This window comes from Kosakonia sp. MUSA4, from assembly GCF_013085925.1.
GTDB classification, from domain to species: Bacteria; Pseudomonadota; Gammaproteobacteria; order Enterobacterales; family Enterobacteriaceae; genus Kosakonia; species Kosakonia sacchari_B.
Map to the genome: position 1 here is coordinate 4836357 of NZ_CP025697.1, position 17877 is coordinate 4854233.

The 17877-nt window shown below is 55.6% G+C and carries 19 protein-coding genes; 9 read left to right on the forward strand and 10 right to left on the reverse strand.

Features of this window, described 5'->3' with window-relative positions; genetic code table 11:
* The first annotated feature begins 18 nt into the window (after positions 1 to 18).
* Genes C0557_RS22950 through dolP form a run of 4 tightly spaced genes read left to right on the forward strand, consistent with a single transcriptional unit; the run spans position 19 to position 3687 of the window.
* Entirely contained in the window at positions 19 to 2136 is a 2118-nt protein-coding gene (locus tag C0557_RS22950; protein WP_208661467.1) for a penicillin-binding protein activator, read from the forward strand.
* The gene (locus C0557_RS22955) at positions 2094 to 2489 is read left to right on the forward strand and encodes a YraN family protein (protein WP_064563423.1); all 396 of its coding nucleotides are present in this window, start codon (positions 2094 to 2096) and stop codon (positions 2487 to 2489) included. Before C0557_RS22950 ends, C0557_RS22955 begins: the two co-directional genes overlap by 43 nt.
* 22 nt (positions 2490 to 2511) lie before the next feature.
* A complete protein-coding gene (diaA, locus tag C0557_RS22960; RefSeq protein WP_043956418.1) occupies positions 2512 to 3102 on the forward strand; it encodes a DnaA initiator-associating protein DiaA in 591 nt (196 codons plus the stop codon).
* Positions 3103 to 3111: 9 nt separating this feature from the next.
* Positions 3112 to 3687, forward strand: coding sequence for a division/outer membrane stress-associated lipid-binding lipoprotein (gene dolP, locus C0557_RS22965; protein ID WP_043956417.1), 576 nt, complete (start codon positions 3112 to 3114; stop codon positions 3685 to 3687).
* Between the two features lie 68 nt (positions 3688 to 3755).
* Here the strand turns inward: dolP and C0557_RS22970 are convergent, their stop codons facing one another.
* A complete protein-coding gene (locus C0557_RS22970; protein ID WP_208661469.1) occupies positions 3756 to 4793 on the reverse strand; it encodes a permease in 1038 nt (345 codons plus the stop codon).
* Between the two features lie 52 nt (positions 4794 to 4845).
* Positions 4846 to 5499, reverse strand: coding sequence for an NAD-dependent epimerase/dehydratase family protein (locus tag C0557_RS22975; protein ID WP_208661477.1), 654 nt, complete (start codon positions 5497 to 5499; stop codon positions 4846 to 4848).
* Positions 5500 to 5620: 121 nt separating this feature from the next.
* Here C0557_RS22975 and C0557_RS22980 point away from each other — a divergent pair, with 121 nt between their 5' ends.
* Positions 5621 to 6139: a type 1 glutamine amidotransferase domain-containing protein gene (locus C0557_RS22980; protein ID WP_007369943.1), complete on the forward strand. Its 519-nt coding sequence runs from the start codon at positions 5621 to 5623 to the stop codon at positions 6137 to 6139.
* On the opposite strand, the gene C0557_RS22985 is transcribed toward C0557_RS22980, so the two are convergent.
* Positions 6125 to 6562: a YhbP family protein gene (locus tag C0557_RS22985; RefSeq protein ID WP_208661484.1), complete on the reverse strand. Its 438-nt coding sequence runs from the start codon at positions 6560 to 6562 to the stop codon at positions 6125 to 6127. The two genes, C0557_RS22980 and C0557_RS22985, sit on opposite strands and share 15 nt — an antisense overlap.
* Positions 6563 to 6616: 54 nt before the next feature.
* Between C0557_RS22985 and C0557_RS22990 the strand changes: the two genes are divergently transcribed.
* Entirely contained in the window at positions 6617 to 6910 is a 294-nt protein-coding gene (locus C0557_RS22990; protein ID WP_208661487.1) for a GIY-YIG nuclease family protein, read from the forward strand.
* Here C0557_RS22990 and C0557_RS22995 read toward each other — a convergent pair.
* Together C0557_RS22995 and C0557_RS23000 are read right to left on the reverse strand one after the other, a co-directional pair.
* A complete protein-coding gene (locus C0557_RS22995) occupies positions 6897 to 7400 on the reverse strand; it encodes a GNAT family N-acetyltransferase (RefSeq protein ID WP_074778538.1) in 504 nt (167 codons plus the stop codon). The two genes, C0557_RS22990 and C0557_RS22995, sit on opposite strands and share 14 nt — an antisense overlap.
* Complete coding sequence (locus C0557_RS23000) at positions 7394 to 7918, reverse strand: SCP2 domain-containing protein (protein WP_208661489.1); 525 nt, start codon at positions 7916 to 7918, stop codon at positions 7394 to 7396. The genes C0557_RS22995 and C0557_RS23000 overlap by 7 nt, the downstream gene beginning before the upstream one ends.
* A 239-nt stretch (positions 7919 to 8157) precedes the next feature.
* Between C0557_RS23000 and C0557_RS23005 the strand changes: the two genes are divergently transcribed.
* From C0557_RS23005 to C0557_RS23015, 3 genes are all read left to right on the forward strand, one after another.
* The gene (locus C0557_RS23005; protein WP_208661491.1) at positions 8158 to 9153 is read left to right on the forward strand and encodes a peptidase U32 family protein; all 996 of its coding nucleotides are present in this window, start codon (positions 8158 to 8160) and stop codon (positions 9151 to 9153) included.
* Between the two features lie 7 nt (positions 9154 to 9160).
* On the forward strand, positions 9161 to 10039 hold the full coding sequence (locus C0557_RS23010; RefSeq protein ID WP_208661493.1) for a U32 family peptidase: 879 nt from the start codon (positions 9161 to 9163) through the stop codon (positions 10037 to 10039).
* Between the two features lie 141 nt (positions 10040 to 10180).
* Positions 10181 to 11188 (forward strand): LLM class flavin-dependent oxidoreductase, encoded by a 1008-nt coding sequence (locus C0557_RS23015; RefSeq protein WP_007369936.1) that lies wholly within the window; start codon positions 10181 to 10183, stop codon positions 11186 to 11188.
* Positions 11189 to 11269: 81 nt separating this feature from the next.
* Here the strand turns inward: C0557_RS23015 and mtr are convergent, their stop codons facing one another.
* The 5 genes from mtr to pnp all read right to left on the reverse strand — a co-directional run bounded on the left by mtr (position 11270) and on the right by pnp (position 17873).
* The gene (mtr, locus tag C0557_RS23020) at positions 11270 to 12514 is read right to left on the reverse strand and encodes a tryptophan permease (RefSeq protein ID WP_208661495.1); all 1245 of its coding nucleotides are present in this window, start codon (positions 12512 to 12514) and stop codon (positions 11270 to 11272) included.
* A gap of 138 nt (positions 12515 to 12652) precedes the next feature.
* The gene (locus C0557_RS23025; protein ID WP_208661497.1) at positions 12653 to 14563 is read right to left on the reverse strand and encodes a DEAD/DEAH family ATP-dependent RNA helicase; all 1911 of its coding nucleotides are present in this window, start codon (positions 14561 to 14563) and stop codon (positions 12653 to 12655) included.
* Positions 14556 to 14636 (reverse strand): protein YrbN, encoded by an 81-nt coding sequence (gene yrbN / locus C0557_RS27705; protein ID WP_107147034.1) that lies wholly within the window; start codon positions 14634 to 14636, stop codon positions 14556 to 14558. Before yrbN ends, C0557_RS23025 begins: the two co-directional genes overlap by 8 nt.
* Before the next feature lie 106 nt (positions 14637 to 14742).
* Complete coding sequence (gene nlpI / locus C0557_RS23035) at positions 14743 to 15627, reverse strand: lipoprotein NlpI (protein ID WP_035887942.1); 885 nt, start codon at positions 15625 to 15627, stop codon at positions 14743 to 14745.
* A gap of 110 nt (positions 15628 to 15737) precedes the next feature.
* Positions 15738 to 17873, reverse strand: coding sequence for a polyribonucleotide nucleotidyltransferase (gene pnp / locus C0557_RS23040; RefSeq protein ID WP_074778552.1), 2136 nt, complete (start codon positions 17871 to 17873; stop codon positions 15738 to 15740).
* Positions 17874 to 17877: the final 4 nt, after the last annotated feature.

Genomic DNA, 17877 nt, shown 5'->3' on the forward strand with positions numbered 1-17877 from the left:
ATTATCACTGGATACAGTATGCTACCGTCAAGATTTCTACGTTCGAAAGCCACGCGCTGCGTGCCTGTGGTGCTGGCCGCCCTGCTGTTTGCAGGCTGCGGTACCCAGTCGACAGACCAGAGCGCCACGCATCTGCAAGGCTCGGCGCAAGCTGATTCTGGCTATTACCTGCAACAGATGCAGCAAAGCACAGATGATAGCAAGACCAACTGGCAATTACTCGCCATTCGTGCACTGCTTAAAGAGGGCAAAACCCAGCAGGCAAGCGAACTCTTCAGCCAGCTACCGCAGAATCTGAACGACAATCAGCGTAAAGAATATTCTCTGCTCGCCGCCGAAATGAAACTGGTGCAGAAAGATTTCGCCGGCGCACAGGCGCTGCTGAGTAAGATCGATCCTGCCGATCTGGAGCAAAATCAGCAGGCGCGTTACTGGCAGTTAGGGATTGAAGCCGCGCAAGGCAAGCCGTCCCTGACATTGCTGCGCGCGCTGATTGCCCAGCAGCCGCTGTTAACAAAACCTGAAGCGAAGCAGAAAAACATCGATGCTACCTGGCTGGCGCTGGCTTCGATGACGCAGGATCAAGCCAGAGCGCTGGTGATCAACGCGGATGAAGTCACCTTGCAGGGCTGGCTCGATCTGCAACGCGTCTGGTTTGATAATCGCAACGATCCCAACATGCTGAAAGCGGGCATCACCGACTGGCAGACCCGCTACCCGCAAAACCCGGCGGCGAAAATGCTGCCGACGCAACTGTCGAATCTACAAAACTTCAAACCGGCATCGGCCAATAAAATCGCGCTGCTGCTGCCGTTAAATGGCCAGGCCGCAGTTTTTGGCCGGGCGATTCAGCAGGGCTTTGAAGCCGCTAAAAACGGCGTTTCCACCGTTTCCGGCCCGGCCGTTCCGCAGCAGGTGGCGCAAGCAGCCAATGCCGCGGTGGTTAGCCCATCGCAGACCAGCGTCAGCGATTTAACCAGCGCTGCCGCACCGGACGCCCAGCAGGTGCAGGCACCGGACAGCGCCGCGCAGAGCGAAACAGACACGCAATCCGAAACCACAGCAGAGCAGGATCCCGCAGCGGTAACGCCGCCTCAACCTGCCGATGCCAATGCGACGCAGCCGGTTGCCGCGCCAGCCGTTGCCGGTACGCCAGCAAACCCGGGCGCTGAACTGAAAATTTACGATACCAGCGCGCAACCGATGGATCAGATCCTCAATCAGGTGCAGCAAGATGGCGCGAGTATCGTGGTCGGCCCGCTGCTGAAAAACAATGTTGAAGAGCTGATGCGCAGCCACACCACGCTGAACGTACTGGCGCTCAACCAGCCTGAAAGCGTCGAAAACCGGGCAAATATCTGCTATTTCGCACTCTCGCCGGAAGATGAAGCACACGATGCCGCACGCCACATCCATGAACAGGGCCGTCATGCGCCACTGCTGCTGGTGCCGCGCAGCAATCTGGGCGAACGAATCAGTAAAGCCTTTGCCGAAGAGTGGCTGAAACTTGGCGGCGGCGTGGTTCTGGAACAGAAATTTGGATCTACCGCTGAACTGCGGATGGGTCTGAATGGCGGTTCCGGTATTGCCATGACCGGCAGCCCGGTGGTTGCCAGCCTGCCACAGCAGCAGGGCGTGACTATTGGCGGTCTGAACATTCCGGCCCCACCGACCGACGCGCAAATCAGCGGCAGCGGCAACGTGGATTCGGTCTATATCGTGGCGACACAGGATGAGATCGCGCTGATTAAACCGATGATTACTCTGCGCACCGGAAGCCAGAGCAACGTGATGCTGTACGCCAGCTCACGCAGCGCGCAGGGCGGCGCAGGCCCGGATTTCCGTCTGGAGATGGAAGGCCTGCAATTTAACGAAATCCCGATGCTGGCGGGCGCGAACCCATCGTTAATGCAGCAGGCGCTGAAAAGCGTTAACAATGACTACTCACTGGCGCGCCTGTATGCCATGGGCGCAGATGCCTGGTCGCTGGCGAATAACTTCTCGCAGATGCGTCAGGTTCCGGGGTTTGAACTGAACGGAAATACCGGTGATTTAACCGCCACTCAGGATTGCGTGATCAACAGGAAGTTGTCATGGCTCAAATACCAGCAGGGGCAGATCGTCCCGGCCAGTTAACCCGTAAACAGACTGGCGACGCGTGGGAAGCCAAAGCGCGTCGCTGGCTGGAAAGCAAAGGACTGCATTTTTTAGCCGCCAATGTGCGCGAGCGCGGCGGCGAAATCGATCTGATAATGCGGCACAAAACTACCACCGTATTTATTGAAGTGCGCTATCGCAGATCGTCACGTTTTGGCGGCGCTGCGAGCAGTATCACACGCGCGAAACAGGCCAGGCTCCTGCAAACAGCCCGTTTATGGCTCGCCCGACACAATGGGAGTTTTGATACTGTGGATTGCCGGTTTGATGTGGTAGCCTGCACCGAAAATGACGTTGAGTGGATACAAAACGCCTTTAACGACCACTCATAATTACAAAATGATAGGGATTACTGTGCTCGAACGAATTAAAGTTTGCTTTACGGAAAGCATTCAAACCCAAATTGCGGCGGCGGAAGCGTTGCCTGATGCCATTTCCCGCGCAGCCATGACGATGGTTCACTCCCTGCTTAACGGCAACAAAATCCTCTGTTGTGGCAACGGCACTTCTGCCGCCAATGCACAGCATTTTGCTGCCAGCATGATCAACCGTTTTGAAACAGAACGTCCCAGTTTACCTGCCATTGCACTTAATACCGATAATGTGGTCTTAACCGCGATAGCAAATGATCGTCTGCATGATGAGATTTACGCCAAGCAGGTTCGCGCGCTCGGTCACAGCGGGGATATCCTGCTGGCCATTTCCACGCGCGGCAACAGCCGCGATATTGTTAAAGCCGTGGAAGCGGCGGTAACGCGTGATATGTCCATCATCGCGCTGACCGGCTACGACGGTGGCGAGCTGGCGGGTCTGCTGGGGCCGCAGGATGTCGAAATCCGTATTCCTTCCCATCGCAGCGCGCGCATCCAGGAAATGCACATGCTGACAGTGAATTGCTTATGCGATCTGATTGATAACACGCTTTTCCCTCACCAGGATGATTAAGGAGTACACATGAAGGCATTTACGCCCCTCGCAGTCCTTATTTCCGCGCTGCTGTTACAAGGTTGTGTTGGCGCAGTCGTGGTCGGTTCTGCCGCCGTTGGCACTAAAGCCGCGACGGATCCGCGAACCGTTGGCACCCAGGTGGATGACAGCACGCTGGAACTGCGCGTCAACAGCGCACTGTCCAAAGATGAGCAGCTTAAAAAAGAAGCGCGTATTAACGTCACCGCGTATCAGGGAAAAGTTCTGCTGACCGGGCAGGCCCCGAATACCGAGCTCTCTTCCAGAGCGAAACAGATTGCCGTGGGCGTTGAGGGCGCAACCGAAGTATTCAACGAAATTCGCCAGGGTCAGCCAATCGGCCTCGGTACGGCGTCTTCAGACACCTGGATCACCACCAAAGTCCGCTCGCAGTTGTTGGGCAGCGATCAGGTGAAATCCTCTAACGTGAAAGTGACCACCGAGAACGGCGAAGTGTTCCTGATGGGTCTGGTCACCCAGCGCGAAGGCCAGGCAGCGGCAGATATCGCCAGCCGCGTCAGCGGTGTGAAGCACGTAACGACGGCATTTACCCTGCTGAAATAACCAAAAAGGCCCGGCAAATTCTGGACTGCACCCCATAATTCGCCGGGCCTTTCTTGCTCTGTCAAACCTCAGAACAACGCAATAGCGCCAGTGATCGTCCCGCACAGCGCCACCAGCCCGCCGGTCAGCCACAACGCTTTTAACGGAAACGATTTACGCAGCATGATCAGCGACGGCAGGCTTACCGCCGGCAGCGTAATCAACAGCGCCAGCGCAGGCGCCATTCCCATACCCGCCAGCATCATGGTCTGCACAATCGGGATCTCGGCGGCCGTCGGGATCACAAACAGGCAACCGACAATCGCCATCGCAATCACCCACAACAGCGTGTTATCGATCGCGCCATCCGCATGCGGGAATACCCACACGCGCGCCGCGCCCAGCACCAGGACAGCGAGAATATAGACCGGAATGGTGCTCCAGAAGAGTTGCCATAAGGCTTTGCCCCAGCGCGCCATAAAGTTGCCCTGCGGCTCCGTAAGCGTAATATCCACCGCTTCAGCCTGCTGCGGGTTCTCTTTGACCAGCGCCTGTACCAATAAAGCAACGCCCAACACTGTCACCAGACCCGCAACCAGACGGATTGCGGCAAAATGCCAGCCAAGAACAAAGCCCATAAACACCAGCGTAGCCGGGTTAAGCAGCGGGTTGCCCATCCAGAATGCCAGTGCGCCGCCCATAGAAACGCGCTGACGGCGCATGCCTGCCGCCACCGGTGCGGCACAGCAGGTGCACATCATGCCAGGCAGAGAGAACAGCGTACCAAACAGCGTGCCGCTAAAGCGTTTTTGCCCCAGCGTGCGCAGTAGCCAGTCGCGCGGGATCAATACCTGAATCAACGAGCCCAGCACTACGCCCAGTACGGCCGCTTTCCAGACGGCAAGAAAATAGACCAGCGCATAATCCCACGCCGCCTGAATCGGGCTGGAATCGGCCTGCGCAAGAATAGATTTACCAATGCTGTGCGTCTCGGCAGCAGTGAAGGCTTTACCGTAATAAGGCTGCCATTTCACGTACCAAAGACCAACGATAACCACAAGAAAGAACAGCGCGGGTTTCCACCACTGAATGGGTGTTGCCGCCTGAGGTGAAGACTGACCAGTCATAACATTCCCCGGGGAAATAGGTAATAAGCCAGGGAATAGTACGCCGGGAAAACTATTTTGCCAATTGCGAGCCTGCTGCAATCGCGCGTAACTGCGCGGAGGCGACAACCTCGATGCGATTTTCCGCTGGCGTGAAGGACAATGCCAGCAGCGCGCGGGCGACATCCTGTGCGCGGATCGACTTCCAGTTGCCCGGCAGCAGACGAAACAGCGGTGCGAGCAGAGATTCACTGGAGCGCGGCTTTTCGCGCGCCCCCAGCAGCATCGACGGACGGGCAATAACCAGCCGGCGCCACTCCTGCGCGATGAGCGCTTTTTCCATTTCACCTTTTACCCGGTTATAGAAAAACGGTGAACGCGCGTTTGCGCCCATCGAACTGACCACCAGCATCTGCCTGGCGCCAAGCCGCAGCCCGGTTAATGCCGTATCGACCACCAGCGTATAGTCCGCATGCACGAAAGCCTCTTCGCTCCCCGCTTCGCGCCGCGTGGTACCAAGGCAGCAAAAAACCGTATCCACCGCGCCATTCACCTGCGCCAGCGCATCGCTTAACTGCGGATCATATGGATTTTCAACATCGGGAAATCCCGATAACGGGCGGCGCGTTGGCGCTACGATCGTGCCAACCCGCGCGTCGTTGCTCAGCAATCGCAGCAGATGTCCGCCAACCAGACCCGTTGCGCCAGTGATCATTACGCGTGGCATTTACTCTCCTTTTGCAGATGAATCTGCCTTGCAATACCCGCCTGCTAAACCAGGCTTAATAGTCTGATGGGTTATCAGTATGGATAGCAACGAGCGCTGAAGCCAAAACAACGGAGGAACTATGAGCAAGAAAATCGCAGTCTTGATCACCGACGAGTTTGAAGATTCAGAATTCACCTCTCCGGCACAGGAGTTTCGTCAGGCCGGTCATGAGGTGATCACCATAGAGAAACAGGCGGGGAAAACCATCCACGGCAAACAAGGCGAAGCTGAAGTGGTGATTGATAAAGCCATCGATGAGGTGCGGCCAGCGGATTTTGACGCCCTGCTGCTACCGGGCGGCCACTCACCCGATCATTTGCGCGGCGACGACCGGTTTGTCACCTTCACCCGCGATTTTATCAGCAGTGGCAAGCCCGTCTTCGCCATTTGTCACGGCCCGCAGTTGCTGATCAGCGCGGACGCCATACGCGGGCGTAAGCTGACAGCGGTGAAACCTATTGTCGTCGATGTGAAAAACGCCGGGGGCGAGTTCTATGACCAGGAAGTGGTGATCGATAAAGATCAACTGGTGACCAGCCGCACCCCCGAAGATTTGCCTGCGTTTAACCGCGAAGCATTGCGTTTACTGGGTGCCTGAGTCGCGGATCCAGTGTAATTTTTTACCAAAACCCAGCGTGTTGTCAGTGAATTTCAATTCGTGAAGGCGAATCTCCCACATTGGGGCTGACAACACGCGCGCAACAGGAAAGCGACGGTTGTACTGCGTACGCGGCACCTCGCTTTCCTCCCCCTCCAGACGACGGATCTCCCCGGTAAATTGCACGCCGCGAATCAGCGCCACGGTTTTCGGCTGGCCGTTGACGGTTCCCGCCACCTTCGCCTGAAGCCCGGTCATCTGCGAGTGGCGCGTGTGATCTTCACTGAGGATGTAAAACGCCACTTTTTGCGCATCGTAAACGTAAAACGCATTCGCACACCACAATTCGCCCCGGTTCGCCACGCACCAACTGACAACATGCTGTTTCGCCAGCCAGCGGTTAATGGCTGCAAGCGTCTCCATTTTTTCTCTTCCTCGTGTTATTTTTTCGTTCACATTAACACAATGAATAATGCCATGACGCTCTGGTTTCTTTATCTAATTCGCACCGCCGACAACATGCTGTATACCGGCATTACCACCGATGTGGCGCGTCGCTTTACGCAGCATCAAAATGGCAAAGGGGCAAAAGCGCTGCGGGGAAAAGGCGCACTGGCGCTGGTTTTTTCAGCTCAGGTAGGAGAAAGATCGCTGGCGTTACGCCTGGAGTACCGCATCAAGCAGCTAACTAAAAGCCAGAAAGAGCGCCTCGTCGCCGGAGATGGCACATTCGAGGCGCTACGGGAAAGCCTCGTCGTTAAAGGCGATTGAAGTGATCGCTGTATTCCACCAGTCCACTGACGCCATTCAGCGCATCATCCGCAAGAGGGTGAACTAAAAACGCCTCATCCGTTTGCGGCCAGCGGCAGCGCAGATCGTTCTGCGAGGCATTTTTAAACCCCAGACGGCTATAGAACGCCGGATCGCCCAGCGTAACCACGGCGGCATAACCAAACTCATTCAGCGAATCCAGCCCTTCATAGACAAGCTGGCGCGCAATGCCCTGGCCGCGATACTGCTCATCGACCGCCAGCGGCGCAAGCCCGACCCATTGCAGCTCTTCACCGGCAACCGTGACCGGGCTAAAGGCCACATAGCCCACAACCTGACCTTCATCATCAGTTGCGACAAATCCCAGCGTGATCAAACCGTCCTCACGCAGATTGTGCACCAGCATGGCTTCGCCTTCACCACCAAAACTACGACGCAATAACGCGTCGATACCGGGTGCATCAATGGGAATTTCAACTCTAATCAGCATGGCTCACCTACAGAAGGTTGTGTCGTTGCAGGCGGCGCTTGCAGGCCGGCCTCAACAAATTCCGCCAGTTGCAGCAGCATCACCCGCAGGGGTTTTGGCATCTGCTCCAGTTCAATGGCGTCCATCAGATTTTTTACGTACAGCCCAAGCTCCGTATCGCCTTCAATCGCCAGCCGACGCTGGAAAAAAAGCGTGTCCGGATCCTGTTTGCGCGCGGCAATCATCAGCAAATCGCTGGCGTCCGCGCTGAAGCTGACATCGGCATCAGCTGACTCACGCACAATCAACTGACCATTCTCAACAGAGGTATACCACGTCAGGCCGATATCCCGTACCTGAATACTTAACCAGCGACCTTCGAGAAACTCAAGCTCTCCGTCCGCCAGCGCCTGCTGGAATTGCCATCGCAGCACCTGCTCCAGCACCTGACGCTTAATGGCGAAAGGTGTGAGCTTAACCGGAACACTCAATAATGCCGGGCCGAAGTGAACAAGACGTGAGCGCAATGAATCCAACACGGGCTTAACTCCCAGAAATGATAATTGCGGCTATTTTGCCACATTCCCGTCATGGCATAGCGGCGCAAATCAACAATCCGGCAATAAATAGACGGCAGTTATGGCTCCATCAATACGCATTTAACTGCCTCAAATCAAAAATTGTCGCCAGCAGGTTAACTAAAATCCCAGTTCGTTAACAATTTGGCGGCCCTGCGGGGTACGTCCGGGCCTTCTGGCCACTGATTGCAGGATACACTATGGAGTTGCTCTGCCCTGCCGGAAACCTTCCGGCATTGAAGGCGGCTATCGAAAACGGTGCCGACGCGGTTTATATCGGCCTGAAAGATGATACGAACGCCCGCCATTTCGCCGGACTCAACTTTACGGAGAAAAAACTCCAGGAGGCGGTGAGTTTTGTTCATCAGCACCGCCGCAAACTGCATATCGCCATTAATACTTTTGCGCACCCGGATGGTTACCAGCGTTGGGAGCGGGCCGTGGATATGGCCGCGCAGATGGGTGCCGACGCGCTGATCCTCGCCGATCTGGCGATGCTGGAATACGCCGCCGAGCGTTATCCGCATATTGAGCGTCATGTGTCCGTGCAGGCCTCCGCCACTAACGAAGAAGCAATCCGCTTTTACCACCGTCACTTTGATGTCGCACGTGTGGTACTGCCGCGCGTTTTATCCATTCATCAGGTGAAACAATTGGCGCGCGCAACGCCCGTTCCGCTGGAGGTCTTCGCTTTCGGTAGCCTGTGCATTATGGCCGAAGGCCGTTGCTACCTCTCCTCCTATCTCACCGGCGAATCACCCAATACCGTCGGCGCCTGTTCGCCCGCGCGTTTTGTCCGCTGGCAGCAAACGCCGCAGGGGCTGGAATCCCGTCTGAATAACGTGCTGATCGACCGTTATCAGGAGGGTGAAAACGCGGGTTATCCCACGCTGTGCAAAGGGCGTTATCTGGTGGATGGCGAGCGTTATCATGCGCTGGAAGAGCCTACCAGCCTGAATACGCTGGAGCTGTTGCCGGAATTGTTGGCAGCCAATATCGCCTCGGTAAAAATCGAAGGCCGCCAGCGCAGCCCGGCGTATGTCAGCCAGGTGGCGAAGGTGTGGCGTCAGGCTATCGATCGCTGCATGGCCGCGCCGCAGGACTTTGTCCCGCAATCCGCATGGATGGAGACGTTAGGAGCCATGTCGGAAGGCACACAAACCACGCTCGGCGCATATCACCGTAAATGGCAGTAGGAAGACAATGAAATATTCATTAGGGCCGGTCCTTTATTACTGGCCAAAAGAGACGCTGGAAGATTTTTACCGCCAGGCAGCCAGCAGCAGCGCTGATGTGGTTTATCTTGGCGAGGCGGTGTGCAGCAAGCGTCGCGCGACCAAAGTGGGCGACTGGCTGGATATGGCAAAAGCGCTCGCCGGTAGCGGCAAACAGGTGGTGCTCTCCACGCTGGCGCTGGTACAAGCCTCTTCAGAATTAAATGAACTGAAGCGCTATGTTGATAACGGCGAATTTCTGCTGGAAGCCAGCGATCTGGGCGTAGTGAACATGTGCGCCGACCGTAAGCTGCCGTTCGTCGCCGGGCATGCCCTTAACTGCTATAACGCCGTGACGCTGCGTCTGCTGCTCAAGCAAGGCATGGTGCGCTGGTGCATGCCGGTCGAGCTTTCCCGGGACTGGCTGGTCAATCTACTCGAACAGTGCGAAACGCTGGGCATTCGTCGACAGTTCGAGGTAGAAGTGTTGAGCTACGGCCACCTGCCGCTGGCGTATTCCGCCCGCTGCTTTACCGCGCGCTCGGAAGACAGGCCGAAAGATGAATGTGAAACCTGCTGCATTAAATACCCGAACGGACGCAGCATGGTGTCGCAGGAGAACCAGCAAGTATTTGTTCTCAATGGCATCCAGACGATGAGCGGCTATGTCTATAACCTCGGCAATGAACTGGTTTCGATGAAAGATGTTGTCGATATCGTGCGTCTGTCGCCGATGGGACCAGAAACGTTCGCCATGCTGGACGCGTTTAAAGCTAATGAAACGGGCAACGCGCCGCTGCCGCTCACGTCTCACAGCGACTGTAATGGCTACTGGCGCAGACTGCCCGGCTTGCAGTTAGAACTTTAATAAAGCTCACTTTGTTAACAGCTTTCAGCAAAGGTTAATGCACTATAAAAGTTGCAGCTTTTCTGGCCTGTCCCGCGACTCTGGGCCAGGCTGGAAGAAGACCTTCAATCTGATGACGATGCTGTAGCAAAGTGAGTTTCTATGTCTGAGAAAACAATTCCCTTTTCGGTGCTGGATCTCGCGCCGATCCCACAAGGATCCTCTGCCCGCGAGGCGTTTACCCATTCGCTGGATCTGGCGAAATTGGCTGAGAAGCGTGGCTATCACCGTTACTGGCTGGCCGAACACCACAATATGACGGGCATCGCCAGCGCCGCGACGTCGGTGCTGATTGGCTACCTTGCCGCCAATACGCAAACCCTGCACCTGGGTTCCGGCGGCGTGATGCTGCCGAACCACTCGCCGCTGGTGATTGCCGAGCAGTTCGGCACGCTGAATACACTCTATCCGGGGCGCATTGATCTGGGTCTCGGCCGCGCGCCGGGCAGCGATCAGCGCACCATGATGGCGTTACGTCGCCATATGAGCGGCGATATCGATAACTTCCCGCGCGATGTTGCCGAACTGGTGGACTGGTTTGACGCCCGCGATCCGAATCCACATGTCCGTCCGGTGCCGGGTTACGGCGAGCAGATCCCGGTCTGGTTGCTGGGATCCAGCCTGTACAGCGCGCAACTGGCTGCACAACTCGGCCTGCCGTTTGCTTTTGCCTCGCACTTTGCGCCGGATATGTTGTTCCAGGCGCTGCATCTCTATCGCACGAATTTCAAACCTTCCGCGCGGCTGGAGAAACCTTATGCGATGGTGTGCATCAACATTGTCGTCGCCGACAGCAACCGCGATGCGGAATTCCTCTTTACCTCCATGCAGCAGGCGTTTGTGAAACTGCGTCGGGGTGAAACGGCGCAGTTGCCGCCGCCGATCGCTAATATGGATCAGTTCTGGTCACCGTCGGAGCAGTATGGCGTACAGCAGGCACTGAGCATGTCGCTGGTCGGGGATAAAGCGAAGGTGCGCCACGGGCTGGAGTCGATCCTGCGGGAAACGGACGCGGACGAGATTATGGTGAATGGGCAAATTTTCGATCACCAGGCACGGCTCTACTCGTTTGAGCTGGCGATGCAGGTGAAAGAAGCACTGCTCGGGTAGCTTTTGTCTGTGCCGGATGGCGGCTTATCCTGCCTACAGCATTGAATAGGCCGGGTAAGCACAGCGCCACCCGGCCTGCAATTACTGATAAACCGGCAGCAGATTAAAGCTGGAAAGCAGGTGTACTACGGCGTTACCGATGCCAAACAGCAGAATCAGCATAATCATTGGCTTGCCGCCCCAGACGCGAAACGCCGGGCTGCCGAAGCGTTTACGTGACGCATTCGCCAGCAGCGCAGGAACAATCGCCGCCCAAATCGTCGCCGCCAGCCCCGCATAACCAATGGCATACAGAAAACCATTCGGCCACAGTAAACCACCGACAATTGGCGGTATGAACGTCAGCAAAGCCGTTTTGAAACGTCCAGCCGGTGAATCATCAAACCCAAACAGATCCGCCAGGTAATCGAACAGCCCTAAAGTCACGCCCAGGAATGAGCTGGCAACCGCAAAGTTTGAGAAAATCACTAACAGCAGATCCAGGCTACGGCTGTTCAACACGCCGCTGAGCGCCTGCACAAGTACATCAATATTGCCGCCCTTCGCTGCGATCTCAATAAATGCCGGACGTGGGATATTGCCCATCGTCACCAGCAGCCAGACAACATACAGCCCCAGCGCCAGTAACGTGCCGTAGACCAGGCAACGGGTGATGGTGCGCGGATCTTTGCCATAGTATTTCATCAGGCTTGGAACGTTGCCGTGATAACCAAACGAGGCAAGGCAAAACGGCAGCGTCATCAGCAAATAGGGGGTATAGGATGCGTCGCTTTGTGCCACATTAAACAGCGTCGCGGGCTGCACGTGCCCGAGCAGGCTGCCAAAGGTGAGGAAAAAAGTGATCACTTTCGCCCCCAGCACAATCGCCGTCATGCGGCTAACTGCGTGCGTGGAGAGCCAAACGATAAAAGCAACGCCCAACGCAAAGCAGAGTCCCGCCAGACGCGGCGACACGTTCAGCGACATTTCGCCAAAGGTGTGATGCAGAATGGAGCCGCTCGCCGAAATGTAAGCGTAGGTCAGAATATAGAGCACGAAGGCAATCGAGACGCCATTCACCAGATTCCAGCCTTTTCCCAGCAGATCTTTGGTGATGGTGTCGAAACTTGCCCCGCTGTGATAGTTAAGGTTGGCCTCAAGGATCATCAGACCCGAGTGCAGCATACAGAACCAGGTAAACAGCAGTGCCAGCAGTGACCAGAAGAACCACGCGCCGGACATCACTACGGGCAACGAGAACATGCCTGCGCCAATGATGGTGCCGCCGATTATTACCACCCCGCCGAACAGCGAAGGGGAAGCCTGTGTGGTTGTCAGTGTCGACATCTGAAATATTCTCCTGTGAATTCAACGCCTGGATTCAGGCCGCCGCATTGTACCAGTACAAGAGTACATTTCAGATAAAAAAAGCCCCGATCGTTTTGACCGGGGCTGTATCTTTTTCTTTACAGATCGTAAGGAAAATTATGCGTCGTTGCGACGACGGCTGGTGTTTTCGTCACGATCGCGGCGCGGAGCACGACGTTCGCCACCAAAACTACGGCCTTCCTGACGCTCACCGCTGAAACGACGGGCTTCGCCACGACCGCCTTCACGACGTTCGCCACCGAAACCACCACGGCGCTCACCGCCACCGCCACCGCGACGTTCGTTACGCTCGCGCGGCTGTGCATCGCCCAGCAACTGCATATTCATCGGTTTGTTGAGAATACGCGTACGCGTGAAGTGCTGCAGAACTTCACCCGGCATACCTTTCGGCAGCTCAATGGTGGAGTGGGAACCAAACAGCTTGATGTTACCGATGTAACGGCTGCTGATATCGCCTTCGTTAGCAATCGCGCCAACGATATGACGTACTTCAACACCGTCATCACGGCCCACTTCAATGCGGTACAGTTCCATGTCGCCAACGTCACGACGTTCACGACGCGGGCGATCTTCACCACCGCGCTCGGAACGCTCGCCACGCGGGCCACGGTCGTTGCGATCGCCACGACGTTCGAAACGCTCATCACGTTCGCGGAATTCACGCTTAGGACGCATCGGCGCATCCGGCGGCAGAATCAGCGGACGTTCGCCCTGTGCCATTTTCAGCAGTGCGGCGGCCAGCGTTTCAATGTCCATCTCTTCTTCAGAAGAAGGCTGGATTTTTGCCAGCAGCGCGCGGTACTGCTCCAGATCGCTGCTTTCCAGCTGCTGCTGTACTTTCGCGGCGAATTTTTCCAGGCGACGTTTGCCCAGCAGTTCTGCGTTCGGCAGCTCGACTTCCGGAATGGTCAGCTTCATGGTGCGTTCAATGTTGCGCAGCAGACGACGCTCGCGGTTCTCAACGAACAGCAGTGCGCGGCCAGCGCGACCCGCACGACCGGTACGGCCGATACGGTGAACGTAGGATTCAGAATCCATCGGAATGTCGTAGTTAACGACCAGGCTGATACGCTCAACGTCCAGACCACGCGCCGCAACGTCTGTTGCGATCAGGATATCAAGACGACCATCTTTCAGGCGTTCCAGGGTCTGCTCACGCAGCGCCTGGTTCATGTCGCCGTTCAGCGCGGCGCTGTTATAGCCGCTGCGCTCCAGGGCTTCAGCCACTTCCAGCGTCGCGTTTTTGGTACGAACGAAGATGATCGCCGCATCAAAATCTTCCGATTCGAGGAAACGAACCAGCGCTTCGTTTTTGCGCATGCCGTACACCGTCCAGTAGCTCTGGCTGATGTCCGGGCGAGTGGTTACGCTGGACTGAATGCGCACTTCCTGCGGCTCTTTCATAAAGCGGCGGGTAATGCGACGGATCGCTTCCGGCATGGTTGCAGAGAACAGCGCGGTCTGATGACCTTCCGGGATCTGCGCCATAATCGTTTCAACGTCTTCGATAAAGCCCATGCGTAGCATTTCGTCGGCTTCATCCAGAACCAGACCGCTCAGTTTAGAGAGATCCAGCGTGCCGCGTTTCAGGTGATCCAGCAGACGCCCCGGCGTACCGACGACGATCTGCGGCCCCTGGCGCAGGGCGCGTAATTGCACGTCATAACGCTGGCCGCCGTACAGGGCAACCACGTTTACGCCATGCATATGTTTAGAAAAATCAGTCATTGCTTCAGCTACCTGAACCGCCAGTTCGCGGGTCGGAGCAAGCACCAGGATCTGCGGCGCACGCAGGTCCGGATCGATGTTATGGAGCAACGGAAGAGAAAACGCTGCGGTTTTACCGCTACCAGTCTGGGCCATGCCCAGTACGTCACGACCAGACAGCAGGTGCGGAATGCACTCAGCCTGGATCGGAGATGGTTTTTCGTAACCGAGATCGTTCAGGGCTTCAAGGATAGGAGCCTTCAGCCCCAGATCTGCAAAAGTGGTTTCGAATTCAGCCATGTAGTACAAGTGCCTCTATGTCATTGGCGGCCAGTCTACATAACTCATCGTGAAAATGATTAGCAATTTTCATTGAAAAGTGTGAACCGGCTCAAAGTAGGTTAATTAACGAACAATGAAGCCCTCACCCGCGAAGATGATGGCAATCAAAAGAGATTACGGGCTGATATGTTCGTCAGCTATTGCTGGTCCGATTCTGCCAGGTCATCGTGCTCCTGGCCCAAGAGCGCTAATTCCAACAATGCGTAACGGTGCTCAACAAAATTATGGACATTGTTGGCAACCGTTAGTTTGAACAGTGCCGTGGCGCTGTCCTTATCCCCCAGACTTAGGTAATACTTACCTAAATAGAAGTTGGTTTCACTGAGATGCTCAGCGAGCGAGGTGTTATCCGTTGCGTCTGCCTTCAGGCGATCCATCAGCGTTGCTTCGCTAATGTCACCGAGGTAGAACTCGACAATATTCCATCCCCATTGTTCCTTGTCCGATTTCTCAAAGCGCTGTTTCAGTGCTTCTTTCGCCTGCTTCTCATCAAGCTTTCGCTCAACGATGTAAAGCCACAGGCTGCGGAAAGGATCATTAGGATCGTCTTGATAAAACGCCAGCAGATCATCTTGCGCTAACTTATCGCGACCGCCGTAATACAATGCGATCCCGCGATTTAAGTGCGCGTAGTTGTAAGTTGGATCAAGCTCAAGTACAGAATCAAACGCTTCATAGGCAGCATCAAAATTGCCTGCCTGCGTTAAATAAATGCCTAAGTAGTTGAATACTTCAGGCATATCCGGTCGAATTGCCAGCGCTTGTGAGAAATCATTCCGCGCTAAGGCCCTCAGACCGAGACTATCATACAACACTCCGCGCTCATATAAAAGCTGTGCGCGTTCGTCATCGGTTAAAGCCCGACTGGCAAGAATTTGTTCCATGCGTGCCAGAATCACTTCTTGCTGCAAAGTCGGTTGCAATGGCACCGCGAGGACTTCGCTCTTACGCCAGGCAGAGTTGCTGCATCCTGCCAGCGTTAAAGCTGTCGCAACGAAACACCAGCGCAAAAAAGGCTTCATTTCCCACTCCCGAAGACAACAATTGGATGAACGTCCTGTCCCCCGGCTGCAAACATGGCGTCCTGCCTGCGAATAAGCCCTCCGCCTGGTGGCGGAGGGTAAAGGCAACCTTACTCGCCCTGCTCTGCTTGCGGCGCTTCTAACGCTTCAGCAGGCTGAGTTTGTTCAGTCGCTTCTTTGATACTCAGACGAATACGGCCCTGGCGATCAACCTCCAGAACTTTCACCGGAACTTCCTGGCCCATCTGCAGATAATCGGTCACTTTCTCAACGCGCTTATCAGCGATCTGAGAGATGTGTACCAGACCTTCTTTACCGCCGCCGATGGCCACAAATGCGCCAAAGTCAACGATACGGGTCACTTTACCATTGTAGATACGGCCCACTTCGATCTCAGCGGTGATTTCTTCGATACGACGAATAGCGAATTTCGCTTTTTCACCGTCGGTGGCCGCGATTTTCACGGTACCGTCGTCTTCGATTTCAATAGTAGTGCCCGTTTCTTCGGTCAATGCACGGATAACAGAACCGCCTTTACCGATAACGTCTTTGATTTTGTCCGGGTTGATCTTGATGGTGTGGATACGCGGTGCAAACTCAGAGATATCGCCACGCGGCGCGTTAATCGCCTGCTCCATCACGCTCAGGATATGCAGACGTGCGCCTTTCGCCTGGTTCAGCGCGACCTGCATGATCTCTTTGGTGATACCTTCAATTTTGATATCCATCTGCAGCGCAGAGATACCGTCGCGGGAACCCGCTACTTTGAAGTCCATATCGCCCAGGTGATCTTCATCGCCAAGGATGTCAGACAGAACAACAAAGTTGTCGCCTTCTTTCACCAGACCCATTGCGATACCTGCAACGGCTGCTTTCACCGGCACGCCCGCATCCATCAGCGCCAGAGAAGCACCACACACAGAGGCCATGGAAGAAGAACCGTTGGATTCGGTGATTTCAGAAACCACGCGAACGGTGTACGGGAATTTTTCTGCATCTGGCATCACCGCCAGCACGCCGCGTTTTGCCAGACGACCGTGACCGATCTCACGACGCTTCGGCGAACCGACCATCCCGGTTTCCCCTACGGAATACGGAGGGAAGTTATAGTGGAACAGGAAAGAGTCAGTGCGCTCGCCCATCAGCTCGTCGATGATCTGAGCATCACGCGCAGTACCCAGCGTTGCCGTTACCAGCGCCTGAGTTTCACCACGGGTGAACAGTGCAGAACCGTGAGTACGCGGCAGAACACCGGTACGAACGTCCAGACCACGGATCATATCTTTTTCGCGGCCATCGATGCGCGGTTCGCCAGCCAGTACGCGGCTACGAACAACATTTTTCTCGATAGCGTGCAGAATTTCGCCCAGCTCGTTAGCGTCCAGCGTTTCATCTTCGGCAGTCAGAGCCGCGATAGTTTCAGATTTGATTACATCAACCTGAGCGTAACGTTCCTGTTTGTCGGTGATGCGATAAGCATCGCTCAGACGAGATTCTGCCAGAGCAGCGACGCGCGCGTTCAGCGCTTCGTTCACCGCTTCCGGCTGCCAGTCCCAACGCGGTTTGCCGGCTTCTTTCACCAGATCGTTGATGTTCTGGATAACAATTTGTTGCTGTTCGTGGCCAAATACCACAGCGCCCAGCATTTGATCTTCGCTCAGCAGTTCTGCTTCGGATTCCACCATCAGAACAGCCGCTTCAGTACCGGCAACAACCAGATCCAGCTTGCTTGCTTTCAGCTCTTCCTGGGTCGGGTTCAGCACGTACTGGTCGTTGATGTAGCCCACGCGAGCGGCGCCAATCGGACCATTGAACGGAATACCGGACAGAGACAGGGCCGCGGAAGCACCGATCATCGCGACGATATCCGGGTTAACCTGCGGGTTAACGGAAACGACGGTGGCAATAACCTGAACTTCATTAACGAAGCCTTCCGGGAACAGCGGGCGAACCGGGCGGTCAATCAGACGCGCAATCAGGGTTTCACCTTCGCTCGGACGGCCTTCACGACGGAAGAAACCACCGGGGATTTTACCAGCAGCGTAGGTACGCTCCTGATAGTTAACGGTCAACGGGAAAAAGTCCTGACCTGGTTTCGCTTTTTTCTGGCCAACAACGGTCACGAATACTGCGGTGTCATCCATGCTTACCATTACGGCAGCGGTGGCTTGACGCGCCATCATGCCGGTTTCCAGCGTAACGGTATGTTGACCGTACTGGAATTTACGAACGATCGGATTCAGCAAAATT